Origin of the sequence: Micromonospora sp. CPCC 205546, assembly GCF_036902715.1 — a bacterium.
Lineage (GTDB): Bacteria > Actinomycetota > Actinomycetes > Mycobacteriales > Micromonosporaceae > Micromonospora.
In genome coordinates this window covers 13,680-31,040 of record NZ_JBAKHL010000031.1, presented here as the reverse complement: position 1 = coordinate 31,040, position 17,361 = coordinate 13,680, and the positions used below count along the sequence as shown (strand labels likewise).

At 72.9% G+C, this 17,361-nt stretch carries 16 protein-coding genes and 2 tRNA genes; 13 read left to right on the top strand and 5 right to left on the bottom strand.

Features of this window, described 5'->3' with window-relative positions:
* Positions 1 to 96 (bottom strand): helix-turn-helix domain-containing protein (locus tag V6U77_RS30070; protein WP_442934444.1); only part of this gene is annotated, 96 nt, incomplete at its 3' end.
* Positions 97 to 545: 449 nt separating this feature from the next.
* Here V6U77_RS30070 and V6U77_RS16515 point away from each other — a divergent pair.
* The gene (locus tag V6U77_RS16515; protein WP_334607217.1) at positions 546 to 1,160 is read left to right on the top strand and encodes a hypothetical protein; all 615 of its coding nucleotides are present in this window, start codon (positions 546 to 548) and stop codon (positions 1,158 to 1,160) included.
* A 92-nt stretch (positions 1,161 to 1,252) separates the two neighbouring features.
* Here V6U77_RS16515 and V6U77_RS16510 read toward each other — a convergent pair whose 3' ends face one another.
* Positions 1,253 to 2,581, bottom strand: a complete 1,329-nt coding sequence (locus tag V6U77_RS16510; RefSeq protein ID WP_334607216.1) for a zinc-dependent metalloprotease — start codon at positions 2,579 to 2,581, stop codon at positions 1,253 to 1,255.
* A gap of 113 nt (positions 2,582 to 2,694) precedes the next feature.
* Here V6U77_RS16510 and V6U77_RS16505 point away from each other — a divergent pair, with 113 nt between their 5' ends.
* From V6U77_RS16505 to V6U77_RS16470, 8 genes are all read left to right on the top strand, one after another.
* The gene (locus V6U77_RS16505; RefSeq protein WP_334607215.1) at positions 2,695 to 3,708 is read left to right on the top strand and encodes a YlbL family protein; all 1,014 of its coding nucleotides are present in this window, start codon (positions 2,695 to 2,697) and stop codon (positions 3,706 to 3,708) included.
* 188 nt (positions 3,709 to 3,896) lie between these two features.
* Positions 3,897 to 6,941 (top strand): UPF0182 family membrane protein, encoded by a 3,045-nt coding sequence (locus V6U77_RS16500; protein WP_334607214.1) that lies wholly within the window; start codon positions 3,897 to 3,899, stop codon positions 6,939 to 6,941.
* 316 nt (positions 6,942 to 7,257) lie between these two features.
* Positions 7,258 to 8,016, top strand: a complete 759-nt coding sequence (locus V6U77_RS16495) for an alpha/beta hydrolase (protein WP_334607213.1) — start codon at positions 7,258 to 7,260, stop codon at positions 8,014 to 8,016.
* Between the two features lie 202 nt (positions 8,017 to 8,218).
* A tRNA-Met gene (locus V6U77_RS16490) sits at positions 8,219 to 8,295 on the top strand.
* A 152-nt stretch (positions 8,296 to 8,447) separates the two neighbouring features.
* Positions 8,448 to 9,074 (top strand): ABC transporter ATP-binding protein, encoded by a 627-nt coding sequence (locus V6U77_RS16485; RefSeq protein ID WP_334607212.1) that lies wholly within the window; start codon positions 8,448 to 8,450, stop codon positions 9,072 to 9,074.
* Between the two features lie 175 nt (positions 9,075 to 9,249).
* Complete coding sequence (locus V6U77_RS16480; RefSeq protein ID WP_334607211.1) at positions 9,250 to 9,405, top strand: hypothetical protein; 156 nt, start codon at positions 9,250 to 9,252, stop codon at positions 9,403 to 9,405.
* Between the two features lie 115 nt (positions 9,406 to 9,520).
* A tRNA-Met gene (locus V6U77_RS16475) sits at positions 9,521 to 9,597 on the top strand.
* Positions 9,598 to 9,771: 174 nt separating this feature from the next.
* Positions 9,772 to 10,020, top strand: coding sequence for a hypothetical protein (locus V6U77_RS16470; RefSeq protein WP_334607210.1), 249 nt, complete (start codon positions 9,772 to 9,774; stop codon positions 10,018 to 10,020).
* A gap of 138 nt (positions 10,021 to 10,158) precedes the next feature.
* Here the strand turns inward: V6U77_RS16470 and V6U77_RS16465 are convergent, their stop codons facing one another.
* Positions 10,159 to 11,490: an ABC transporter substrate-binding protein gene (locus tag V6U77_RS16465; protein ID WP_334607209.1), complete on the bottom strand. Its 1,332-nt coding sequence runs from the start codon at positions 11,488 to 11,490 to the stop codon at positions 10,159 to 10,161.
* Between the two features lie 163 nt (positions 11,491 to 11,653).
* Here V6U77_RS16465 and V6U77_RS16460 point away from each other — a divergent pair, with 163 nt between their 5' ends.
* From V6U77_RS16460 to V6U77_RS16450, 3 genes are read left to right on the top strand one after another with little or no spacing between them, the layout of a single operon-like run.
* Complete coding sequence (locus tag V6U77_RS16460) at positions 11,654 to 12,487, top strand: phosphoribosylaminoimidazolesuccinocarboxamide synthase (RefSeq protein ID WP_334607208.1); 834 nt, start codon at positions 11,654 to 11,656, stop codon at positions 12,485 to 12,487.
* 58 nt (positions 12,488 to 12,545) lie between these two features.
* The gene (locus V6U77_RS16455) at positions 12,546 to 13,043 is read left to right on the top strand and encodes a SigE family RNA polymerase sigma factor (RefSeq protein WP_334607207.1); all 498 of its coding nucleotides are present in this window, start codon (positions 12,546 to 12,548) and stop codon (positions 13,041 to 13,043) included.
* Positions 13,040 to 14,212, top strand: a complete 1,173-nt coding sequence (locus V6U77_RS16450; RefSeq protein ID WP_334607206.1) for a hypothetical protein — start codon at positions 13,040 to 13,042, stop codon at positions 14,210 to 14,212. The genes V6U77_RS16455 and V6U77_RS16450 overlap by 4 nt, the downstream gene beginning before the upstream one ends.
* 36 nt (positions 14,213 to 14,248) lie before the next feature.
* Here V6U77_RS16450 and glpK read toward each other — a convergent pair whose 3' ends face one another.
* Complete coding sequence (gene glpK / locus V6U77_RS16445; RefSeq protein ID WP_334607205.1) at positions 14,249 to 15,733, bottom strand: glycerol kinase GlpK; 1,485 nt, start codon at positions 15,731 to 15,733, stop codon at positions 14,249 to 14,251.
* A 93-nt stretch (positions 15,734 to 15,826) separates the two neighbouring features.
* Between glpK and V6U77_RS16440 the strand changes: the two genes are divergently transcribed.
* Entirely contained in the window at positions 15,827 to 16,765 is a 939-nt protein-coding gene (locus V6U77_RS16440; RefSeq protein ID WP_334607204.1) for a ribose-phosphate diphosphokinase, read from the top strand.
* Positions 16,766 to 16,850: 85 nt separating this feature from the next.
* Here V6U77_RS16440 and V6U77_RS16435 read toward each other — a convergent pair whose 3' ends face one another.
* Positions 16,851 to 17,318: an ATP-binding protein gene (locus tag V6U77_RS16435; protein ID WP_334607203.1), complete on the bottom strand. Its 468-nt coding sequence runs from the start codon at positions 17,316 to 17,318 to the stop codon at positions 16,851 to 16,853.
* Positions 17,319 to 17,361: the final 43 nt, after the last annotated feature.

Below are 17,361 nucleotides of genomic sequence, written 5' to 3'. Positions count from 1 at the left end.
CCGACCCAACCTCCGCGCGATCGACCGCATCGACTCACCCTCAGCCCGACCCAACCCGATCTGCTCCCGCTCCAGCGAACTCAACCTTGATGCCACGACCACCCCAACGAAGATCCCGGAAGGGTGTTGCAACCACCGGTTGAGTCCGCCTCCAGGGGCCGTTTCCTACCAAGATCTCGACGCTGTCTCCCGCTGGCCGCTCGACTCCGCCTCGCATGGGTCTCGGGACGATCAGGACGTCATCGTGGGTCAGGCGACGTGGCCACGCCTCCCGATGATCGCCGGCGACCATCCGGCCGACGGCGGACACGGTCGGGATGCCCGTCGCCCCTGAATCCGGGCCCGTCGTCCCGGGCCCGTCGTCTCGTGCCCGTCGCTCGTCGTCTCCGGCTCGTCGTCCCAGGCCGCGTCGCTCGTCGTCCCCGGCCCGTCGTCCCAGGCACGTCGCCCGTCTTCCCGGGTCTGTCGTTCGGGTCTGTCGTTCCGGGTTCGTCTTCCCGTGGCCGTCGGTCGTGGCTCGTGGCGCGCCCGGCTAGGGTCGTGGGGTGGCCCGACGTGTGGTGGTGGCGTTGTTCGGACCGGTGGCCTGGGCGCCACCCGGCATCGACCCCGTGGCCTGGCGGGCCGCACTCGCCGAGGACGTGGTCGACCTGCTCGCCACCCTCAACGAGGTGGAGACGGCCGTCGCCGTCACCCCGGCCGACCGCCGGCTGGCCGACGCGGTGGTCTGGCCGGACACGGCGGTGTACGAGGTGCCCGAGGCGACTCCGAACGCCGTCTTCGCCGCCCTCGCCGACGCCGGCTACGACCAGGCTGCCGTGATCGCCGGCGACGCGCCGGACGTACCGGGCCTGACCATCGGCAAGCTGCTGCGCCCGCTCACCACCCGGCCGGTCGCGGTCGCCCCGGTCGAGGGCGGTGGGCCGGGGCTGCTCGGCGTGGCCGCGCGGCTGCCCGTACCGGCATGGCTGCCGGCGCTGGACATGGAGACCACGCGGCCCACGGCCGTGCGCGCGGCGGCCCCGCGACCCGGCGACCTGGCGGTCACCCCAGCCTGGCGACGCCTGCGCGGGCCGGACGACCTGGCCTTCCTCGATCCGGCCGTGGAGGGCTGGGAGACCACCCGCGCCCTGCTCTCCGGCACCGCCCAGCCCCGCTGACCGGAGCACGGCTCGGCCGCCTGACCGCTGCTGGCGTCGCTCGACCTCCGCCCGACCCGTGGTGGGTCGGGCGGCATCCGCCGTCGGGCGGGTCAGGGGCGGGCGTCGCCGTCCTCGGTGCCGTCGTCCGGGCGCTTCTGCTCCGGCTCACCCGGGGCCTTCTGGTCCGGCCCACCCGGAGCCTTCTCCTCCGGGCCGCCCGGCGCGCTGAAGTCGAAGCTCTCCAGCTCGCCGAGGTCCCACTCGGACATCGCGAAGGCCACCGGGTCGGCGAAGTCGTCGTCGGAGGGGAGCAGGTCGGGGTGGCCCCACAGGGCGTCCCGGCCGGCGATGCCCCGGTGCTCGGTCAGCGCCGCCCAGAGCGCCGCCGCCTCGCGCAGCCGGCGCGGACGCAGCTCCAGGCCGACCAGCGCCGCGAAGGTCTGCTCGGCCGGGCCGCCGGCGGCCCGACGGCGGCGGAACGCCTCGCCGAGACTCACGACGTTGGGCAGCCGGCCGCTCGCCGCGCTGTCCACCACGTGGCACACCCAGCCCTCGACCAGGGCCAGGGCGGTCTCCAGCCGGGCCAGGGACGCCTTCTGCGCCGGGCTGTCCTCCGGGGTGAAGATGCCCTCCAGCGCGATCGCCTGCATCGACTCCGGGTCGGTCGGGTCGACCCGGCCCATCGCCTCCTCGATCGCCTCCCGGTTGACCCGGATGCCGGCGGCGTACATCTCCACGGCGTTGAGCACGTGCCCGCGCAGCCACGGCACGTGCTGGAAGAGCCGCTGGTGGGCCGCCTCGCGCAGGGCCACGTAGAGGCGCACCTCGTCCTCGGGCAGCTCCAGGCCCTCGCCGTACGCCCGGATGTTGGCCGGGATCAGCGCGGCCGTGCCCGCCGGGCCGAGCGGCAGCCCGATGTCGCCGGCGGAGAGCACCTCCGCGGCGAGCGAGCCGAGCGCCTGGCCGAGCTGGCCGCCGAAGAGCGCGCCGCCGAGGGTGGCGACCATCGACTGCATCGGGCCGAGCTGGGCACGCGCCTCCGGCGGCACCAGGTCACCCATCGCGCCGACCATGCGGCTGGCCACCGGGTCGCAGAGCTTGCGCCAGACGTCGAGCGTCTTGTAGATCCACTCGTTGCGGTTCCAGGCCAGCGAGGTCTGGATGCCCGAGGGCAGGGCGGAGGCCGGCTCCAGCCACAGGTCGGCGAGGCGCAACGCCTCCTCGACCGCGTTGCGCTCGTAGGGCGACACCGCCGGATCGCCCGAGGCGGCGAGCTGGCTGGCGGCCACCTGCCGGGCCAGGTCCCAGTTGACCGGCCCACTGCCCGACGCGGAGAGCAGGTGCTGCAACTGCGACATGAACTGCTGCATCTGCGCGGGATCGTTGGGGTCTGGTGGTTGCCCACCCGGGAGCGCGAAACCGAACGGAATATCAGGCACGACGTCTACGGTACGCGCGCCGCGCCCCAGGTAGCCGTCGCTGGCGTTGCGCTGAGGGCGAAGTCGCGATTCACCCGCCGGGGGCCCCGATCCCGGTCGGTACGCTCTGCCGCATGAGACGTCGCGGCGTGACCGTCCTGCTCGGTGCTCTGCTCACCGCTCTGCTCAGCATCGGCGTGCTCGGCGCGCCCATCCCGTACGTGGTGCTCGGCCCGGGGCCGACGGTCGACACGCTGGGCAAGGAGAACGGCAAGGAGGTCATCCAGGTCAACGGCCGGGAGACGTCCACCTCCGCCGGCCAGCTCCGGCTGACCACGGTCGGGGTGCAGCCCTCGGTCAAGCTGCGCTCGGCGATCCAGGGCTGGTTCTCCGACGACGAGGCGGTGGTGCCGCGCGAGCTGGTGTACCCGCCGGGGGAGAGCCGCGAGGAGGTCGAGGAACGCAACGCGGAGGACTTCAAGGTCTCGCAGACCAGCGCGGAGACCGCGGCGCTGCGCGAGCTGGGCTACCCGGTGCGGGTGGTGGTCAAGAACGTCTCCGCCGACGGCCCGGCGGCCGACGTGCTCAAGTCCGGCGACGTGCTGACCTCGGTCGACGGGCAACCGGTACCGCTGGCCGCCCGCCTCACGGAGCTGATCCGGGCGAAGCCGGCCGGGACCGTGCTGGAGATCGGCTACACCCGCGCGGGCGCCGCCGCGACGGCGGAGGTCACCAGCCGGGAGCAGGACGGCCGGCCCCGCATCGGCGTGGAGATCGAGCAGCAGCAGCCGCACCCGTTCACCCTCAACATCGACCTGGAGGACATCGGCGGACCGAGCGCCGGCCTGATGTTCGCCCTCGGCATCGTGGACAAGCTGACGCCGGACGACCTGACCGGCGGGAAGGTCATCGCCGGCACCGGCACGATCGACGACTCCGGGCAGGTGGGCCCCATCGGCGGCATCGCCCAGAAGCTGGTGGGCGCGAAGGACGCGGGCGCGGTGGCCTTCCTGGTGCCGGCGGCGAACTGCGCCGAGGCCGTACGCAACCCGCAGCCCGGGCTGCCGTTGCTGAGGGTCGGCTCGCTGGACGAGGCGCTGACCGCGCTCGAGACGTTGCGCGCCGGGGGCCAGCCGACCCGCTGCTGATCCGAGCGCGGGGGGGTTCCGGCGGGCGGGGCGACGAGCGGCGGCGTCCGCACCGGCCGTCCGCCCATCCACGCTCCTGCCGCCGGGCACTCGCCGTGTGACCTTGGACCGACACGTTCAGGAACACCCCGTACTCTGGGTGCCTGGTCGGAGCCGATCACATCGAGCGTGCGGAGCCAACAGTGGTCATGAAGAGCAGCAGCCCCCTGCCGAGGATGAGCCGACGCGGTCGCGTCACGATCGGTGTCCTGGTCGGGGTGTTCGTGCTCTTCACCCTGCTCGGCTGGGGTGTCCAGGCGTGGACGGACTGGCTGTGGTTCGACGAGGTCCGCTACACCGGGGTCTTCACCGGGGTGCTGACGACCCGGCTGCTGCTCTTCTTCGTCGTCGGCCTGGGCATGGCGCTGATCGTCGGCGGCAACCTCTGGCTGGCCCAGCGGCTGCGCCCGCGCATGCGCCCACACTCGCCCGAGCAGGCCACCCTGGAGCGTTACCGGATGCTGCTGGGCCCCCGGCTCGGTCTGTGGATCGCGCTGGTCGCCGCCGTGGTCGGCCTCTTCGCCGGGCTGTCGGCGCAGAGCCGGTGGAACCAGTGGCTGCTCTTCCGCAACGGCGGGGACTTCGGCGTGACCGACCCGGAGTTCGGCATCGACGTCGGCTTCTACGTCTTCCAGCTGCCGTTCCTGCGCTACCTGCTCGGGGTCGGCTTCACCGCGGTGGTGCTCTCCGTGATCGGCGCGCTCGCCGTGCACTACATCTTCGGCGGCGTACGGCTGCAGGGCGTCGGCGACCGGATGACCAACGCCGCCCGGGCCCACCTGAGCACGCTCGTCGCGGTCTTCGTCGTGCTGAAGGCGCTCGCGTACGTGCTGGACCGGCGCGCGATGCTGCTGGAGTACGGCAACGGCCCCGTCTACGGCGCCGGCTACGCCGACGTCAACGCGCTGCTGCCGGCCAAGGAGATCCTCGCCTACATCTCCATCGTGGTGGCGATCGCGATCATCGTGTTCTCCAACGCCTGGATGCGCAACCTGGTCTGGCCGGGCATCTCGCTGGCCCTGCTGGGCGTCTCCGCCGTCGCCATCGGCGGCATCTACCCCTGGGCGGTGCAGACCTTCGAGGTCAAGCCCAGCGCGAAGGAGAAGGAAGCGCCCTACATCGAGCGCAGCATCAAGGCCACCCGCGCGGCGTTCGGCCTGGAGGCGGCCACCACCACGCCGTACGCGGCGAGCAACCTGACCCCGCCGGCGAGCCTCGCCACGGACACCTCCGTGGTGCCGAACATCCGGCTGCTCGACCCGCAGCTGGTCTCCGAGACGTACACGCAGCGCCAGCAGGTCCGGCAGTTCTACGACTTCGGCGAGAAGCTGGACGTCGACCGGTACGGGGTCAACGGCAAGGTGCAGGACTACGTGGTGGGCCTGCGCGAGGTCAACTACCGGCAGTTGACGCCGCAGCAGAACACCTGGATCAACCGGCACACCGTCTACACCCACGGCTACGGGCTCGTGGCGGCGCCCGGCAACCGGGTGGTCTGCGGCGGCCAGCCCTTCTTCGTCTCCGGCTTCCTGGGCGACCCGCAGGAGCAGCAGAAGGAGCAGGGCCAGCAGACGACCGAGCAGTGCGCCTCGCAGACCGAGCAGATCGCGGCGAAGCAGCCCCGGGTCTACTACGGCGAGCGGATGGACGCCAGCGACTACGCGATCGTCGGTCAGACCGACCCGGCGCGCAAGGCGGAGTTCGACCGCCCGGTCGGCGAGGGCGGCGAGTCCTACACCTACACCGGTGAGGGCGGCGTCGAGATCGGCTCGTTCACCCGGCGGCTGCTCTACGCGATCAAGGAGCAGGAGTCGAACTTCCTGCTCTCCGACGCGGTCAACGACAACTCCAAGCTGCTCTACGTGCGCAACCCGCGCGACCGGGTGGAGAAGGTCGCCCCGTTCCTCACCCTCGACGGCGACCCCTACCCGGCGGTGGTGGACGGCCGGATCCAGTGGATCATCGACGGTTACACCACGGCGGCGACCTACCCGTACGCCGAGCGGATCAACCTCCAGGAGCAGACGACCGACGAGCTGACCGGGCGGGGCACCTTCCAGCTCGCCCGGGAGAACGTCAACTACATCCGCAACTCGGTGAAGGCGACCGTCGACGCGTACGACGGCACGGTCCGGCTCTACGAGTTCGACGAGACCGACCCGGTGCTCAAGGCGTGGAACAAGGCGTTCGGCGGTGACCTGGTGGTGCCGAAGGCGGAGATCCCGGCGGAGCTGGCCGAGCACTTCCGCTACCCGGCCGACCTGTTCAAGGTGCAGCGCAACCTGCTGACCCGGTTCCACGTGACCGACCCCGGCGCCTTCTACTCGGAGACGGACTTCTGGCAGGTGCCGAACGTGCCGGACGCCCCCGACACCGGCCAGAAGCAGCCGCCCTACTACCTCTTCACGCAGTTCCCCGGCCAGGAGTCGGCGCGCTTCCAGCTCACCTCGGCGGTCACCCCGAACGGCCGGGAGAACCTGGCGGCGCTGATCTCCGGGTCGTACGTCGACGGGCAGCCGAAGCTGGAGGTGCTCGACCTGCCCGACCAGACCCGGATCTCCGGCCCGGTGCAGGTGCACCAGTCGATGACCAACAACGCCAACATCCGCCAGCAGCTCAACCTGCTGCAGTCCCAGCAGGCCCAGGTGCAGTACGGCAACCTGCTCTCCCTGCCGTTCGGCGACGGCATGCTCTACGTCGAGCCGGTCTACGTGAAGACGGCCGCGCAGAACGCGCCGCCGCTGTTGCAGCGGGTGCTGATGTCGTACGGCGACGGCGGCTCCTACGTGGTGCTGGCCAACAGCGTGGCCGACGGCATCAAGCAGCTCATCGAGCAGGGCAAGCAGGCCACCACCCCGGGCACCCCGCCGCCCGCCGGCGGGACCCCGCCGCCGCCCGGGGGCACCCCACCGGGCGGGACCGCGCCCCCGCTCACCGGCGAGCTGGCCGAGGCGGCGAACCGCGTCCAGACCGCCATCGCGGAGGTCCGGGCCGCGCAGACCTCGGGCGACTTCGAGCGGTACGGGCGCGCGTTGAAGGCGCTGGACGAGGCGCTCACCGCCTTCCAGCGGGCCCAGCAGTCCGCGAGCGCCCCGACCCCGGGGGCGAGCGCCCCGGCGGCCCCGTCGCCCGGTGCCAGCGCGCCGGCGTCCCCGGCAGCGAGCGGCAGCGCCGCACCGACCCCGGGCGGCTGACCCGTACCACCCCGCGGCGCCCCCGGCCCACGGACCGATTCCGGTCCCGACGCCGGGGGCGCCGTCGTTTGGCGCGACGGCCGGCCCGCCGCCCGCACCCACGCCCCGGGCCTGTCCGTGGCATCCGGCCACGGAGCCCGCCACAGAAAACACGTTGGCGGATCACGGCGGTCGCTGCTAGTTTCCCCGAGCCGTGCGAGAGACCGAGGAGGTGGTACCCGTGAACGTTTCGACATGGGTGCTCCCCTCCGGGGTCACGGTCGGGCGATAGGTCGTCCGGGAGCGCCGTTCACGAGCACTCCCGAAAGGCACGACCATGCGATTCACCACTGAGCAGCGCCTCGATGACGGCGTCCTCGAACGCGAGTTCACCCTCGACGGGATCCCCGGCATCCTGTGGACGCCCGGATCCGCAGCGGCACCGGTCCCGCTGATCCTGCTCGGCCACCCCCCGCTCGGACTGCGCAAGATGTATCCCCGCCTGGTGGCGCGGGCCCGGCACGCTGCGGCGGATGGCTTCGCCGCGGCCACCATCGAGCTCCCCGGCAGTGGTGACCGGCCCCGTTGGGGCGCCGTCGAGCAGGCCCGCGTCGACCTGCGCCGGGCTGTGGAGGCCGGCGAGCCGGTCAGCGCCGAGATCATCGACGCCCTCGTCCTCCCGCTCGTCGACAAGGCGGTCCCGGAATGGCAGGCCGCCCTGGATGCCCTCCTGTCGCTGCCCGAGATCGGTGGCCCGGTGGGGTACTCGGGCGGAGTGATCTCCGTTGGCATCCGGCTTGCGGTGGTCGAGCCGCGCATCGTGGCCGCCGGCTTCTTCGCCGGGAGTCTCGTGCCTCGCACCATGTTCGAGGAGGCCCGGCAGGTCACCATTCCGCTGCATGTCCTGCTGCAGTGGGATGACGAGGGCAACGACCGGCAGGCGGCCCTGGACCTGTTCGACGCCTTCGGCTCCAGGGAGAAGACGCTGCACGCCAACATGGGCGGACACACCGGTGTCCCGCAGTTCGCAGGGGAGGACGCGGCCAGGTTCTTCGCCCGGCACCTACGCCGGCCGCGGGCCGGGGCCGACCTGTAGACGCGCCCCGGTGGCCTGGTCGGACGCTGCCAGAGTTCGCGCAGGCCAGGTCGGGCCTTCGCGGCAGCGATCAGCTCGCGGGCGACGGCGCCGAGCCGGCTGCCGGCTGGCGGTCTCCGCCATCGAGGACTGGCTGCGTCCCGGCGTACGCCGGGGTCGTTTTGCGGCAACGGGGGTGGGTGGGATACGGTATACGAACCGACGCGGGGTGGAGCAGCTCGGTAGCTCGCTGGGCTCATAACCCAGAGGTCGCAGGTTCAAATCCTGTCCCCGCTACCACGTCGGAGCGGCCCCGAGGAGATTTCCTCGGGGCCGTTCCGCGTTCGACGAGGTGTCGTCCTGGCGTACGGCGTTCAGCTGCTGAATAGTCAGAAACCGTGATGTCACCACTCATCCGTGCGCAGAAGGTTCGCAAGGCCTACCACTCCGAGGTGGAGACCGTGTGGGCCGCACGAGACGTGGACTTCGAAGCTCGCCCGGGTGAGTTCGTGTGCATCCATGGTGCCAGCGGCTCGGGCAAGTCGACGCTGCTGAACCTGATGGCCGGCCTGGATCTCGCCGATTCCGGCGAGATCCGGATCAGCGGCGTCGACGTCACCACCGCGAACGAGCGGCAGCGCGCGCATCTGCGGCTCGAAACCGTCGGCGTCGTGTTCCAGGATCACAACCTGATCGAGGAATTCACGGCCGTGGAGAACGTCGCACTGCCCTCGGAGGCGCGCGGCATGCCGGCTGAGGCTGCGCGAGCCGAAGCCGCGGACCAACTGCGCCGAGTCGGGCTGGAAGGCCTCGACAACCGGCTACCCCGACAGTTGTCCGGCGGACAGCGCCAACGGGTCGGGATCGCACGGGCGCTGACGGGACAGAGAGCCGTTCTCCTGGCCGACGAGCCGACCGGGGCGTTGGACTCCGCCGCCACCGAGGGTCTGTTCGCGCTGATCCGCGCCTTGTGCGACCAGGGAGTCACGGCCGTGGTCTGCTCGCACGATCGGCGGTGCCGCGACTACGCCGACACCCGCTACGAGATCATCGACGGGCGCTTGGAATCCCGTCCATGACCGGAGGAAGCTCCCCGCTACCCGAGCCCAGACGTACGCCCTGCGCAGTTACCTGACCCGCCTGGTATCCATCGGCATACCCGGCACCTGGGCACGTCACGTCCTGCTCCACCAGTACGGCATCCTCATCGCCACGAGCACCCTGCTCGGTCTCGGCATCGCCCTACCGCCCACGGTGGTCGTCGCCCTACGAATCTCCGGCTTCGTCCTGAGCATCCCCTGGGCGCAACTGCTCACCCTCCTCGCCGCGATCTACCTCGCCACCGCCCTGGCCGCGCTTCGCTCCGCCCTCAGCCTCCGCGCCCGCGAGCCGGTCGGCACAGGTCCCTGACGCCATTCCAGGGGCGGTCGCCGCTCACGTCCGCGCTGGTCAGGAGGCATTCCCGGCGGGATGAGGGGGTCCGCTGATCAACCGGGCGGCGGGTGCGCTAGAGTTAACGAGCCGACGCGGGGTGGAGCAGCTCGGTAGCTCGCTGGGCTCATAACCCAGAGGTCGCAGGTTCAAATCCTGTCCCCGCTACCACGTCGGAAAGGCCCCGGAGATCATCTCCGGGGCCTTTCCGCATCCGACATCCGGCGTCGCCGCGCCCTCGGTACGGGCCTGCCCGTCGACTCCGGCCGGGCCGACCGGGCGGCGCCGCCGAAGTTCCTCTGCGACCGACGTGCCGAGTTTGCGGCTGTCGGCGAGGATGTTGGCATGTCTTCTTTTGGTAAGTGGTGGGGTCGGTTGTCCACCGTCCTCGGTGCGGTCGTGCTGTCGGTCTTCGTGCCCGTCGCGGCCTGGGCGTCCACCGGCACGGGTGAGCTCGTGGTGGAGGCCGCGCGACGGCGGCGCGGCGGGGGCTTCGGCTTCATTGGCCTGCTCTGCTGCCTGGTCGTGGTCGCCGGAGTGGTCTTCCTGCTGATGCGCATGATGCGCAACCGCCGGGGTGGCCCGCCGCGCTGAGGCGGGCCGGCGCGGCGTCGGCGTCCTGCCGCGCCGGGGCTGCGCCTGCCGGGATGCGGGCGCCCGCCGGGACTGCGTCCGCGCGGACCTGGACGGGGCTGGGCCCTCCCGCTGCGGGCAGCCTCGCGGTGACCGGTGCTAACCGGCCAGCGCCGCACCCGCGCGGGCCATGAAGCGGGCCGTCGCCGCCCGGGGGCCGGTCCTGCCGCCGCGCACGCTCTCCGCCGCCTCCAGCAGCAGCGCCCGCACCCGGGGGTGACCCTGCGGCGGAGGGCTGGGCGCGGGTCCCAGGCGGCTGGCCAGCGCGGTGTCGAGGGCTGCCGCGCGCCGCTGCACCGGGTCGGTGATGCTGCCCTCGACATAGCTGCGTACGGCGAGGCTGGGGCTGAGGCCGCGTTCGTGGCCGAGCACGGCCCCCGCCTCGCCGTTGCCGGTCAGGAAGTTGATCACGTCTGCCACCAGAGCGGGGTGCCGGGTGCCGCGGAAGGCCGCCCAGTACATCGACGCCCGGGGCCACTGCGCCTCCACCGGCCCGGGCATGGCGGCCAGGCCGAGTTCGGCGTCGGTGAGCCGCTGGAGTTCGGGCAGCTGGTGCGACCAGGCGAACGAGGCGGCCGTCGCGCCGGTGACCACGAGCTGCCGGGTCGGCTCGCCGCCCTCGGCCTGCTCCACCAGGGCGGCGCTCGGGGTCGCCCGGCCGGACCGCGCGCGCCGCCACAGCTCGAACCACTCGACCAACGCGTCGGCGCCGAAGCCGAGCTGCCGGCCACGGTAGAACTCACCGCCCTGGCCGCGCAGCCAGAGCCAGAACGCCCGGGAGTCGCCGGACGGGTCCATCGTGCCGGCCACCCGGCCCTCGCCGACCCGGGTGACCCGCTTCGCCCAGGCGACGTAATCGGCCCAGGACATCCCCGTGTTCGGCTCGGGCAGCCGCAGCCGGCGCAGCAGCGTGCGGTCGTAGACCACGGCGGCGGTGGTCTGCGCCGCGGGGACGCCGACCATACGCCCGTCGACCTGCCCGTACCGGACCAGGGCCGGGGGCAGCGTGCGCAGGTCGAGGCGGTGGTCGGCGACGAACCCGCTGAGGTCCAGGACGATCTCGCGACGGGCGTACTCGGTGAGCATGCCGTCGTCGAGCTGGATCAGGTCGGGCACGTTGCCACCGGCGGCCTGGGTGGCCAACCGGTCGTAGTAGCCGTCGGGGCCCTGCCAGGTGACCCGGAAACCGACGCGGGGGTTGCGGTCGGTGTAGAGCCGCAGCACGCGTTCGGTGAGTTCGGCGCGCCTGGCGCCGCCGTACCAGAACACCGACAGCTCGACCGGCCCGGTCTCGACCGCCGCGACCTGGTCCTCGCTGCATCCGGTGAGCCCGCCGGCGGCGAGCACCGGCGCGCCCAGCATCGCGGCGAGCACCCGGCGCCGACCCGGGGCCGCTCCGGCGGGGGGCAGCGGGGGGCGGGCAGCGGGCACGGAGACTCCTGGCGGACCGGTGGGGCGGACGGCCGGATCATTCACGCAGGCGCGCGGGAGGGTGTCAACGTACGTCCGGCCACACCCGTACCCCAGGCGTACGCATCGATGCCCGCGGCCACCGCCGGAGGCCGTACCCCGTCCGCGTGGTGTACTAGGGCGCGTGGAACTTCTGCACTCGGGCAAGGTCAGGGACGTCTACGCCGACGGCGACGACCTGATCCTGGTCGCCTCCGACCGCATCTCGATCTACGACGTGGTGCTGCCGACGCCGATCCCCGACAAGGGCAAGTTGCTCACCGCGCTCTCGCTGTGGTGGTTCGAGCAACTGGCCGACCTGGTGCCGAACCACGTCGTCTCGGCCACCGACGTGCCGGCCGGGTTCGCCGATCGGGCCATCCGCTGCCGGCGCCTGGAGATGGTGCCCGTGGAGTGCGTCGCCCGTGGCTACCTGACCGGCGGCGGCCTGAAGGAGTACCAGCGCACCGGCGCGGTCTCCGGCGTCGAGCTGCCGCGCGGGCTGGTCGAGGCGTCCATCCTGCCCGAGCCGATCTTCACGCCGTCGACGAAGGCCCCGGCGGGCGAGCACGACGAGCCGATTACCTTCGCCGAGGTGGTGGACAGGGTCGGCGCCGAGACCGCCGAACGGCTGCGCCGGATCACGATCGACGTCTACCTCCGGGGCGCGGAGCTGGCCGCCGACCGGGGCATCCTGGTCGCCGACACCAAGCTCGAACTGGGCTGGGCGCCGGACGGCACGCTGATGCTCGGCGACGAGCTGCTCACCTCCGACTCGTCCCGGTTCTGGCCGGCGGAGTCCTACCAGCCGGGCCGGGCGCAGTTCTCCTACGACAAGCAGTACGTCCGGGACTGGGCGGTGGAGAGCGGCTGGGACAAGCAGGCCCCGGCGCCCGAGGTGCCGGCCGAGGTGGTCGAGGCGACCCGGGCCCGCTATGTGGACGTCTACGAGAAGCTCACCGGCAACCGCTGGAACTGATCGCCGGTTCCCTGCAGCACCTCGGCCGCCCCACGGACTTTCCTGGGGCGGAGGTGCCATGCAGCCGACGTTCGAGGAGTTCGTGAGCGCCCGCGGGGGATCCCTGCTGCGCTTCGCGCTGATGCTGACCGGGGACCGGCACCAGGCCGAGGACCTGGTGCAGTCGGTGCTGGCCAAGGCGTACGTCCGCTGGGCGCGGGTGGCCGGGATGAGCCGGCCCGAGGCGTACCTCAAGCAGGTGCTGGTCAACGAGAACCTGCGCTGGTGGCGGCGGCGCTCCTCGCGTGAGCTGCCGGTCGCCGCCCCTGCCGACGGGGCGCACCGCGCGGACGACGCCGGCGCCCACGCGGCGCGCGACGCGGCCTGGGCGCTGCTGCGCCGGCTGCCGCGCCGGCAACGGGCGGTGCTCGTGCTGCGCTACTACGAGGACCTCTCCGACGCGCAGATCGCCGAGGTCCTCGGCTGCGCCCCGGCCACCGTGCGCTCGCAGGCGGCCCGGGCCCTCGCCACGCTCCGGGCCACGGTGCCCACCATCGATCGGGAGGCGCTGCCATGAGCCGACACGACGCCGAGACGCTGCTCCGGGACACCTTCCTCAGCCACGAGGCCGAGGCCGACGGGGGCGCGGCGGACCTGACCGGGGCGGTGCGGGCGCGGGTGGCCCGGCGGCGTCGCCGGGCCCGGGTGGCGGGGATCGGAGCGGCGGCCGTGGCGGTGCTCGTGGCCGCCGGCGTGGTGCCGGCGCTGACCGGCGACCGCCCGGCCCGGCCCCCGGCGGTCGACGTGGCGGCCGAGGACCGGGCGGCGACCGCCGGCTGGCGCTGGGAGAGCTCCCTCGGCGCGGAGATCCAGGTGCCGGCGCACTGGACGGTCAACGACTCCGGCTGCCGGATGACCGGTGCGCCCACAGTGGTGCGGGGCGGCGGCCCGGCGCCTTCCTGCTGGACCGCGGAGCCGGTCCACAAGGAGTTGGCGTTCCTCGGCGAGCGGCCGAACGCCGTTCCGCCACCGCAGCGGCCCGGCGGCGAGCCGGTCGCCGTCACGCTGGCGGAGCGGGCCGTCGAGGTGGGCGGGGTGCCCGCCGTCCGCGCCGAGGGGCGGCTGCCCGACGGGCGTTACGCCGGCACCGTCACCGTCTCGGCACGGCAGGTCGCGGTGAGCGTGCGGACCCGGGACGAGGCCACCACCCGCCGGATCCTGGACAGCCTCCGGCTGGTGGAGACCGACCACGCCGGCTGCGCCACCCGTCCCCTGGCGGTCGCTCCCGCGCCGCTGTCCGAACAGAGTTCGTCGGGCCGGCCGACGACGCGGACTGCGGAGGACCAGAGGCGCACGCCCTTCGTGCCGAGCGTCCCGTCCTCGATCTCCGTCTGCTCCTACGGATCGCTGACCCGGCACGGGGAGCGTCGCGGCCGGCTCGAGGCTTCGGCCCGGCTCACCGGTGCCGAGGCGGTGGCGCTCGCCGCGGCGCTGAACGCCGCCCGTCCCGGGGGAAACCCCGTGCCTGCCGGTGTGGCCTGCGTCCGGCCGGACCCGTACGGCTACGAGGCCCTGCTCCTGGTGCGGGACCGGGGCGACGAGACGCGGGTGCGGGTCAACTGGAACGGCTGCACGCGCGGGCTGGACAACGGGGCGAGCCGGACACGACTGACCATGTCGCTGCTCGCGGAGATCATGGGACCGGTGAAGACCGGCTACTCCCTCTCCCACGAACTGCCCAGGTGACCCGGCGGCGCGCCGAGGCGAACCCGGTCGGTGTCGTCAGTCCACCCAGTTCAACGTGCGCTCGACGGCCTTGCGCCAGTCGCGCAGCTCCCGCTCGCGGTGCGCCGGGTCCATCGTGGACTCCCACTGCGCGTCGGAGCGCCACTGCGCGCGCAGCGTCGCCAGGTCGGGCCAGAAGCCGACCGCCAGGCCGGCGGCGTACGCGGCGCCGAGGCAGGTGGTCTCGGTGATCCGGGACCGGACCACCGGCACGTCGAGCACGTCGGCGAGGAACTGCATCAGCAGCCCGTTGGCCGTCATCCCGCCGTCGACCCGGAGCCGGCGCAGCGCCACGTCGGAGTCGGCGTTCATCGCGTCGACCACCTCGCGGGTCTGCCAGGCCGACGCCTCCAGCGCCGCCCGGGCCAGGTGCCCCTTGGTGATGTAGCCGGTCAGGCCGGCGATCACCCCGCGCGCGTCGCTGCGCCAGTGCGGGGCGAACAGCCCGGAGAAGGCCGGTACGACGTAGCAGCCGCCGTTGTCGTCGACGGTGCGGGCCAGCTCCTCCACCTCGGACGCGGTGGAGATCAGCCCGAGGTTGTCGCGCAGCCACTGCACCAGCGAGCCGGTGACCGCGATCGCCCCCTCCAACGCGTACGCGGCGGGTTGGCCGTGGATGCGGTAGGCGACCGTGGTGAGCAGGCCGTGGGTGGAGGGCACCGGGCTGGCCCCTGTGTTGAGCAGCAGGAAGCTGCCGGTGCCGTAGGTGCACTTGGCCTCGCCCGGCTGGAAGCAGGTCTGCCCGAACAGGGCGGCCTGCTGGTCGCCGAGCGCGCTGGCCACCGGCACCCCGGCCAGTATCCCGGTGGCCTCCCCGTAGACCTCCGCCGAGCTGCGGATCTCCGGCAGCATCGCGGCCGGCACGCCCATCGCGTCGAGCAGCTCCGGGTCCCAGTCGAGGGTCGTCAGGTCCATCAGCAGGGTGCGGCTGGCGTTGGTCACGTCGGTCACGTGCCGGCCGGTGAGCTTCCAGATCAGCCAGCTGTCCATCGTGCCGAAGAGCACCTCGCCGGCCTCGGCGCGCCCGCGCAGCCCGTCGACGTGCTCCAGCAGCCACCGCAGCTTCGGTCCGGCGAAGTAGGTGGCCAGGGGCAGCCCGGTGCGGGAACGGAACCGCTCCTCGCCGTACGCCTGGTCGAGCTCGCGCAGCAGCGGGCCGGTGCGGGTGTCCTGCCAGACGACGGCGTTGGCCACCGGCCGGCCCGTCGCCCGGTCCCAGACGAGCGTGGTCTCCCGCTGGTTGGTGATGCCCACGGCGGCGAGCCCGGCGGCGTCGGTGCCCGCGGCGCGCAGCGCCTCGCGGACCACCCGCTGCACGTTGTCCCAGATCTCCTCGGCGTCGTGCTCCACCCAGCCCGGGCGGGGGAAGATCTGCCGGTGCTCCCGTTGGGCCACGGAGACGATCTCCCCGGCGCGGTCGAAGACGATGCACCGCGAGGAGGTGGTGCCCTGGTCGATGGCGGCGACGTACTGGGGGGTCACGGCAGCACCGTACCCGCCCCGGGCGCTCTTCGCCGGCCGGCGGCGGGGCCCGGCGGGGACCAGGTCCCGTTCGCGTCCGTACGATGTGCGGACGTGCGTGACATCGCCGTTTTCAGTGGGACCGCCCACCCCGAGCTCGCCGCCGAGATCTGTGCCCATCTCGGTGTGCCGCTGCACCCGGTGCGGGTCTCCCGCTTCGCCAACGACTGCCTGGAAGTGCAGCTGCAGGCCAACTGCCGGGAGCGGGACGTCTTCCTGATCCAGCCGTTGGTGCCGCCCGTGCAGGAGAACCTGGTCGAGCTGCTGCTCATGATCGACGCGGCCCGGGGCGCGTCGGCCGGCCGGATCACCGTGGTGCTGCCGCACTACGCGTACGCCCGGTCGGACAAGAAGGACGCGCCACGCATCTCGATCGGCGGGCGGCTGGTCGCCGACCTGCTCACCTCGGCCGGCGCGCACCGGGTGCTGGCGATGACCCTGCACTCGCCGCAGGTGCACGGCTTCTTCAGCGTGCCGGTGGACCACCTGCACGCGTTGCGCGAGCTGGCCGAGCACTTCACCCGCTACGACCTCAGCGACACCGTGGTGGTCTCGCCGGACCTCGGCAACGCCAAGGAGGCGGCGGCCTTCGCGCGGCGGCTCGGCACCCCGGTGGCGGCCGGGGCGAAGCAGCGGTTCAGCGACGACCGGGTCAAGATCAGCGCGGTGATCGGGGACGTGGCCGGCCGCGACGTGATCGTGCTGGACGACGAGATCGCCAAGGGCAGCACGATGATCGAGCTGATGGAGCACCTGCGCGAGCTGAAGGTCCGCTCGATCCGGCTGGCCTGCACCCACGGCCTCTTCTCCAGCGGCGCGTTGCGGCGGCTGGGCGAGCAGGAGGGCGTGCTGGAGATCGTGTGCACCAACACGGTGCCGATCCCCGCCGAGGAGCGGGTGCCGAAGCTGCACGTCCTGTCCGTGGCGCCGGCCCTGGCCGAGGCGATGCGCCGGATCCACAACGGCGAATCGGTGAGCGCCCTCTTCGCCTGACCCGTGCCCCACGCGGGGCACCGCCCGCTCGGGCCGGCCTCGCGGCGGCGCGCCACCCCCGACCGGATCCGACCCGCGCCCGCGGTCAGCCGCGGCGGTGGCGGCCGGTGTGCTGGGGGGTCCCGACGGCGGTGCTGATGCGCACGGTGGTGCCGCGCGCGCCGGTCTGCACGTCCATGCTGTCGCTCAGCTCCCGGGCCAGCCAGAGGCCCCACCCGCCGGCGGTGTCGGCGGCGGGGCGGCTCCGGTCGCCCAGCCGCTGCGTGCTGATGCCCTGCCCGTGGTCGGAGACCTCGCAGAACAACTGCCCCGACTGCTGCCACAGCCGCAGCCAGCCACGGCCACCGCCGTGGCGGACCGCGTTGGTTATCAGCTCGTTGACCGCCAGCACGAAGTCGTCCAGGCCCTGCCCGCTCAGCCCCGTCGCATGCGCGCAGGAGGTGACCGAGTGTCGAAGCTCGGTCACCTGCGCCTGTTCGAAGGCCTCGGCGATGAGGAGGGAAGGTTCGATGGGCACAACCGTACGCTGTGCTCCGGGTTCCGCATTCGTCATGGCCCCGTCCCGGCAGCGGATCGCGGAAGTTCTGCGGCTTTTC

Excerpts from the sequence above, each read along its gene's own strand:
- V6U77_RS16450 (WP_334607206.1), top strand. The coding sequence starts at position 13,040 with ATGAGCCGACACGACGCCGAGACGCTGCTCCGGGACACCTTCCTCAGC.
- V6U77_RS16495 (WP_334607213.1), top strand. The coding sequence starts at position 7,258 with ATGCGATTCACCACTGAGCAGCGCCTCGATGACGGCGTCCTCGAACGC.
- V6U77_RS16455 (WP_334607207.1), top strand. The coding sequence starts at position 12,546 with ATGCAGCCGACGTTCGAGGAGTTCGTGAGCGCCCGCGGGGGATCCCTG.
- V6U77_RS16505 (WP_334607215.1), top strand. The coding sequence starts at position 2,695 with ATGAGACGTCGCGGCGTGACCGTCCTGCTCGGTGCTCTGCTCACCGCT.
- V6U77_RS16470 (WP_334607210.1), top strand. The coding sequence starts at position 9,772 with ATGTCTTCTTTTGGTAAGTGGTGGGGTCGGTTGTCCACCGTCCTCGGT.
- V6U77_RS16500 (WP_334607214.1), top strand. The coding sequence starts at position 3,897 with ATGAAGAGCAGCAGCCCCCTGCCGAGGATGAGCCGACGCGGTCGCGTC.
- V6U77_RS16435 (WP_334607203.1), bottom strand. The coding sequence starts at position 17,318 with ATGACGAATGCGGAACCCGGAGCACAGCGTACGGTTGTGCCCATCGAA.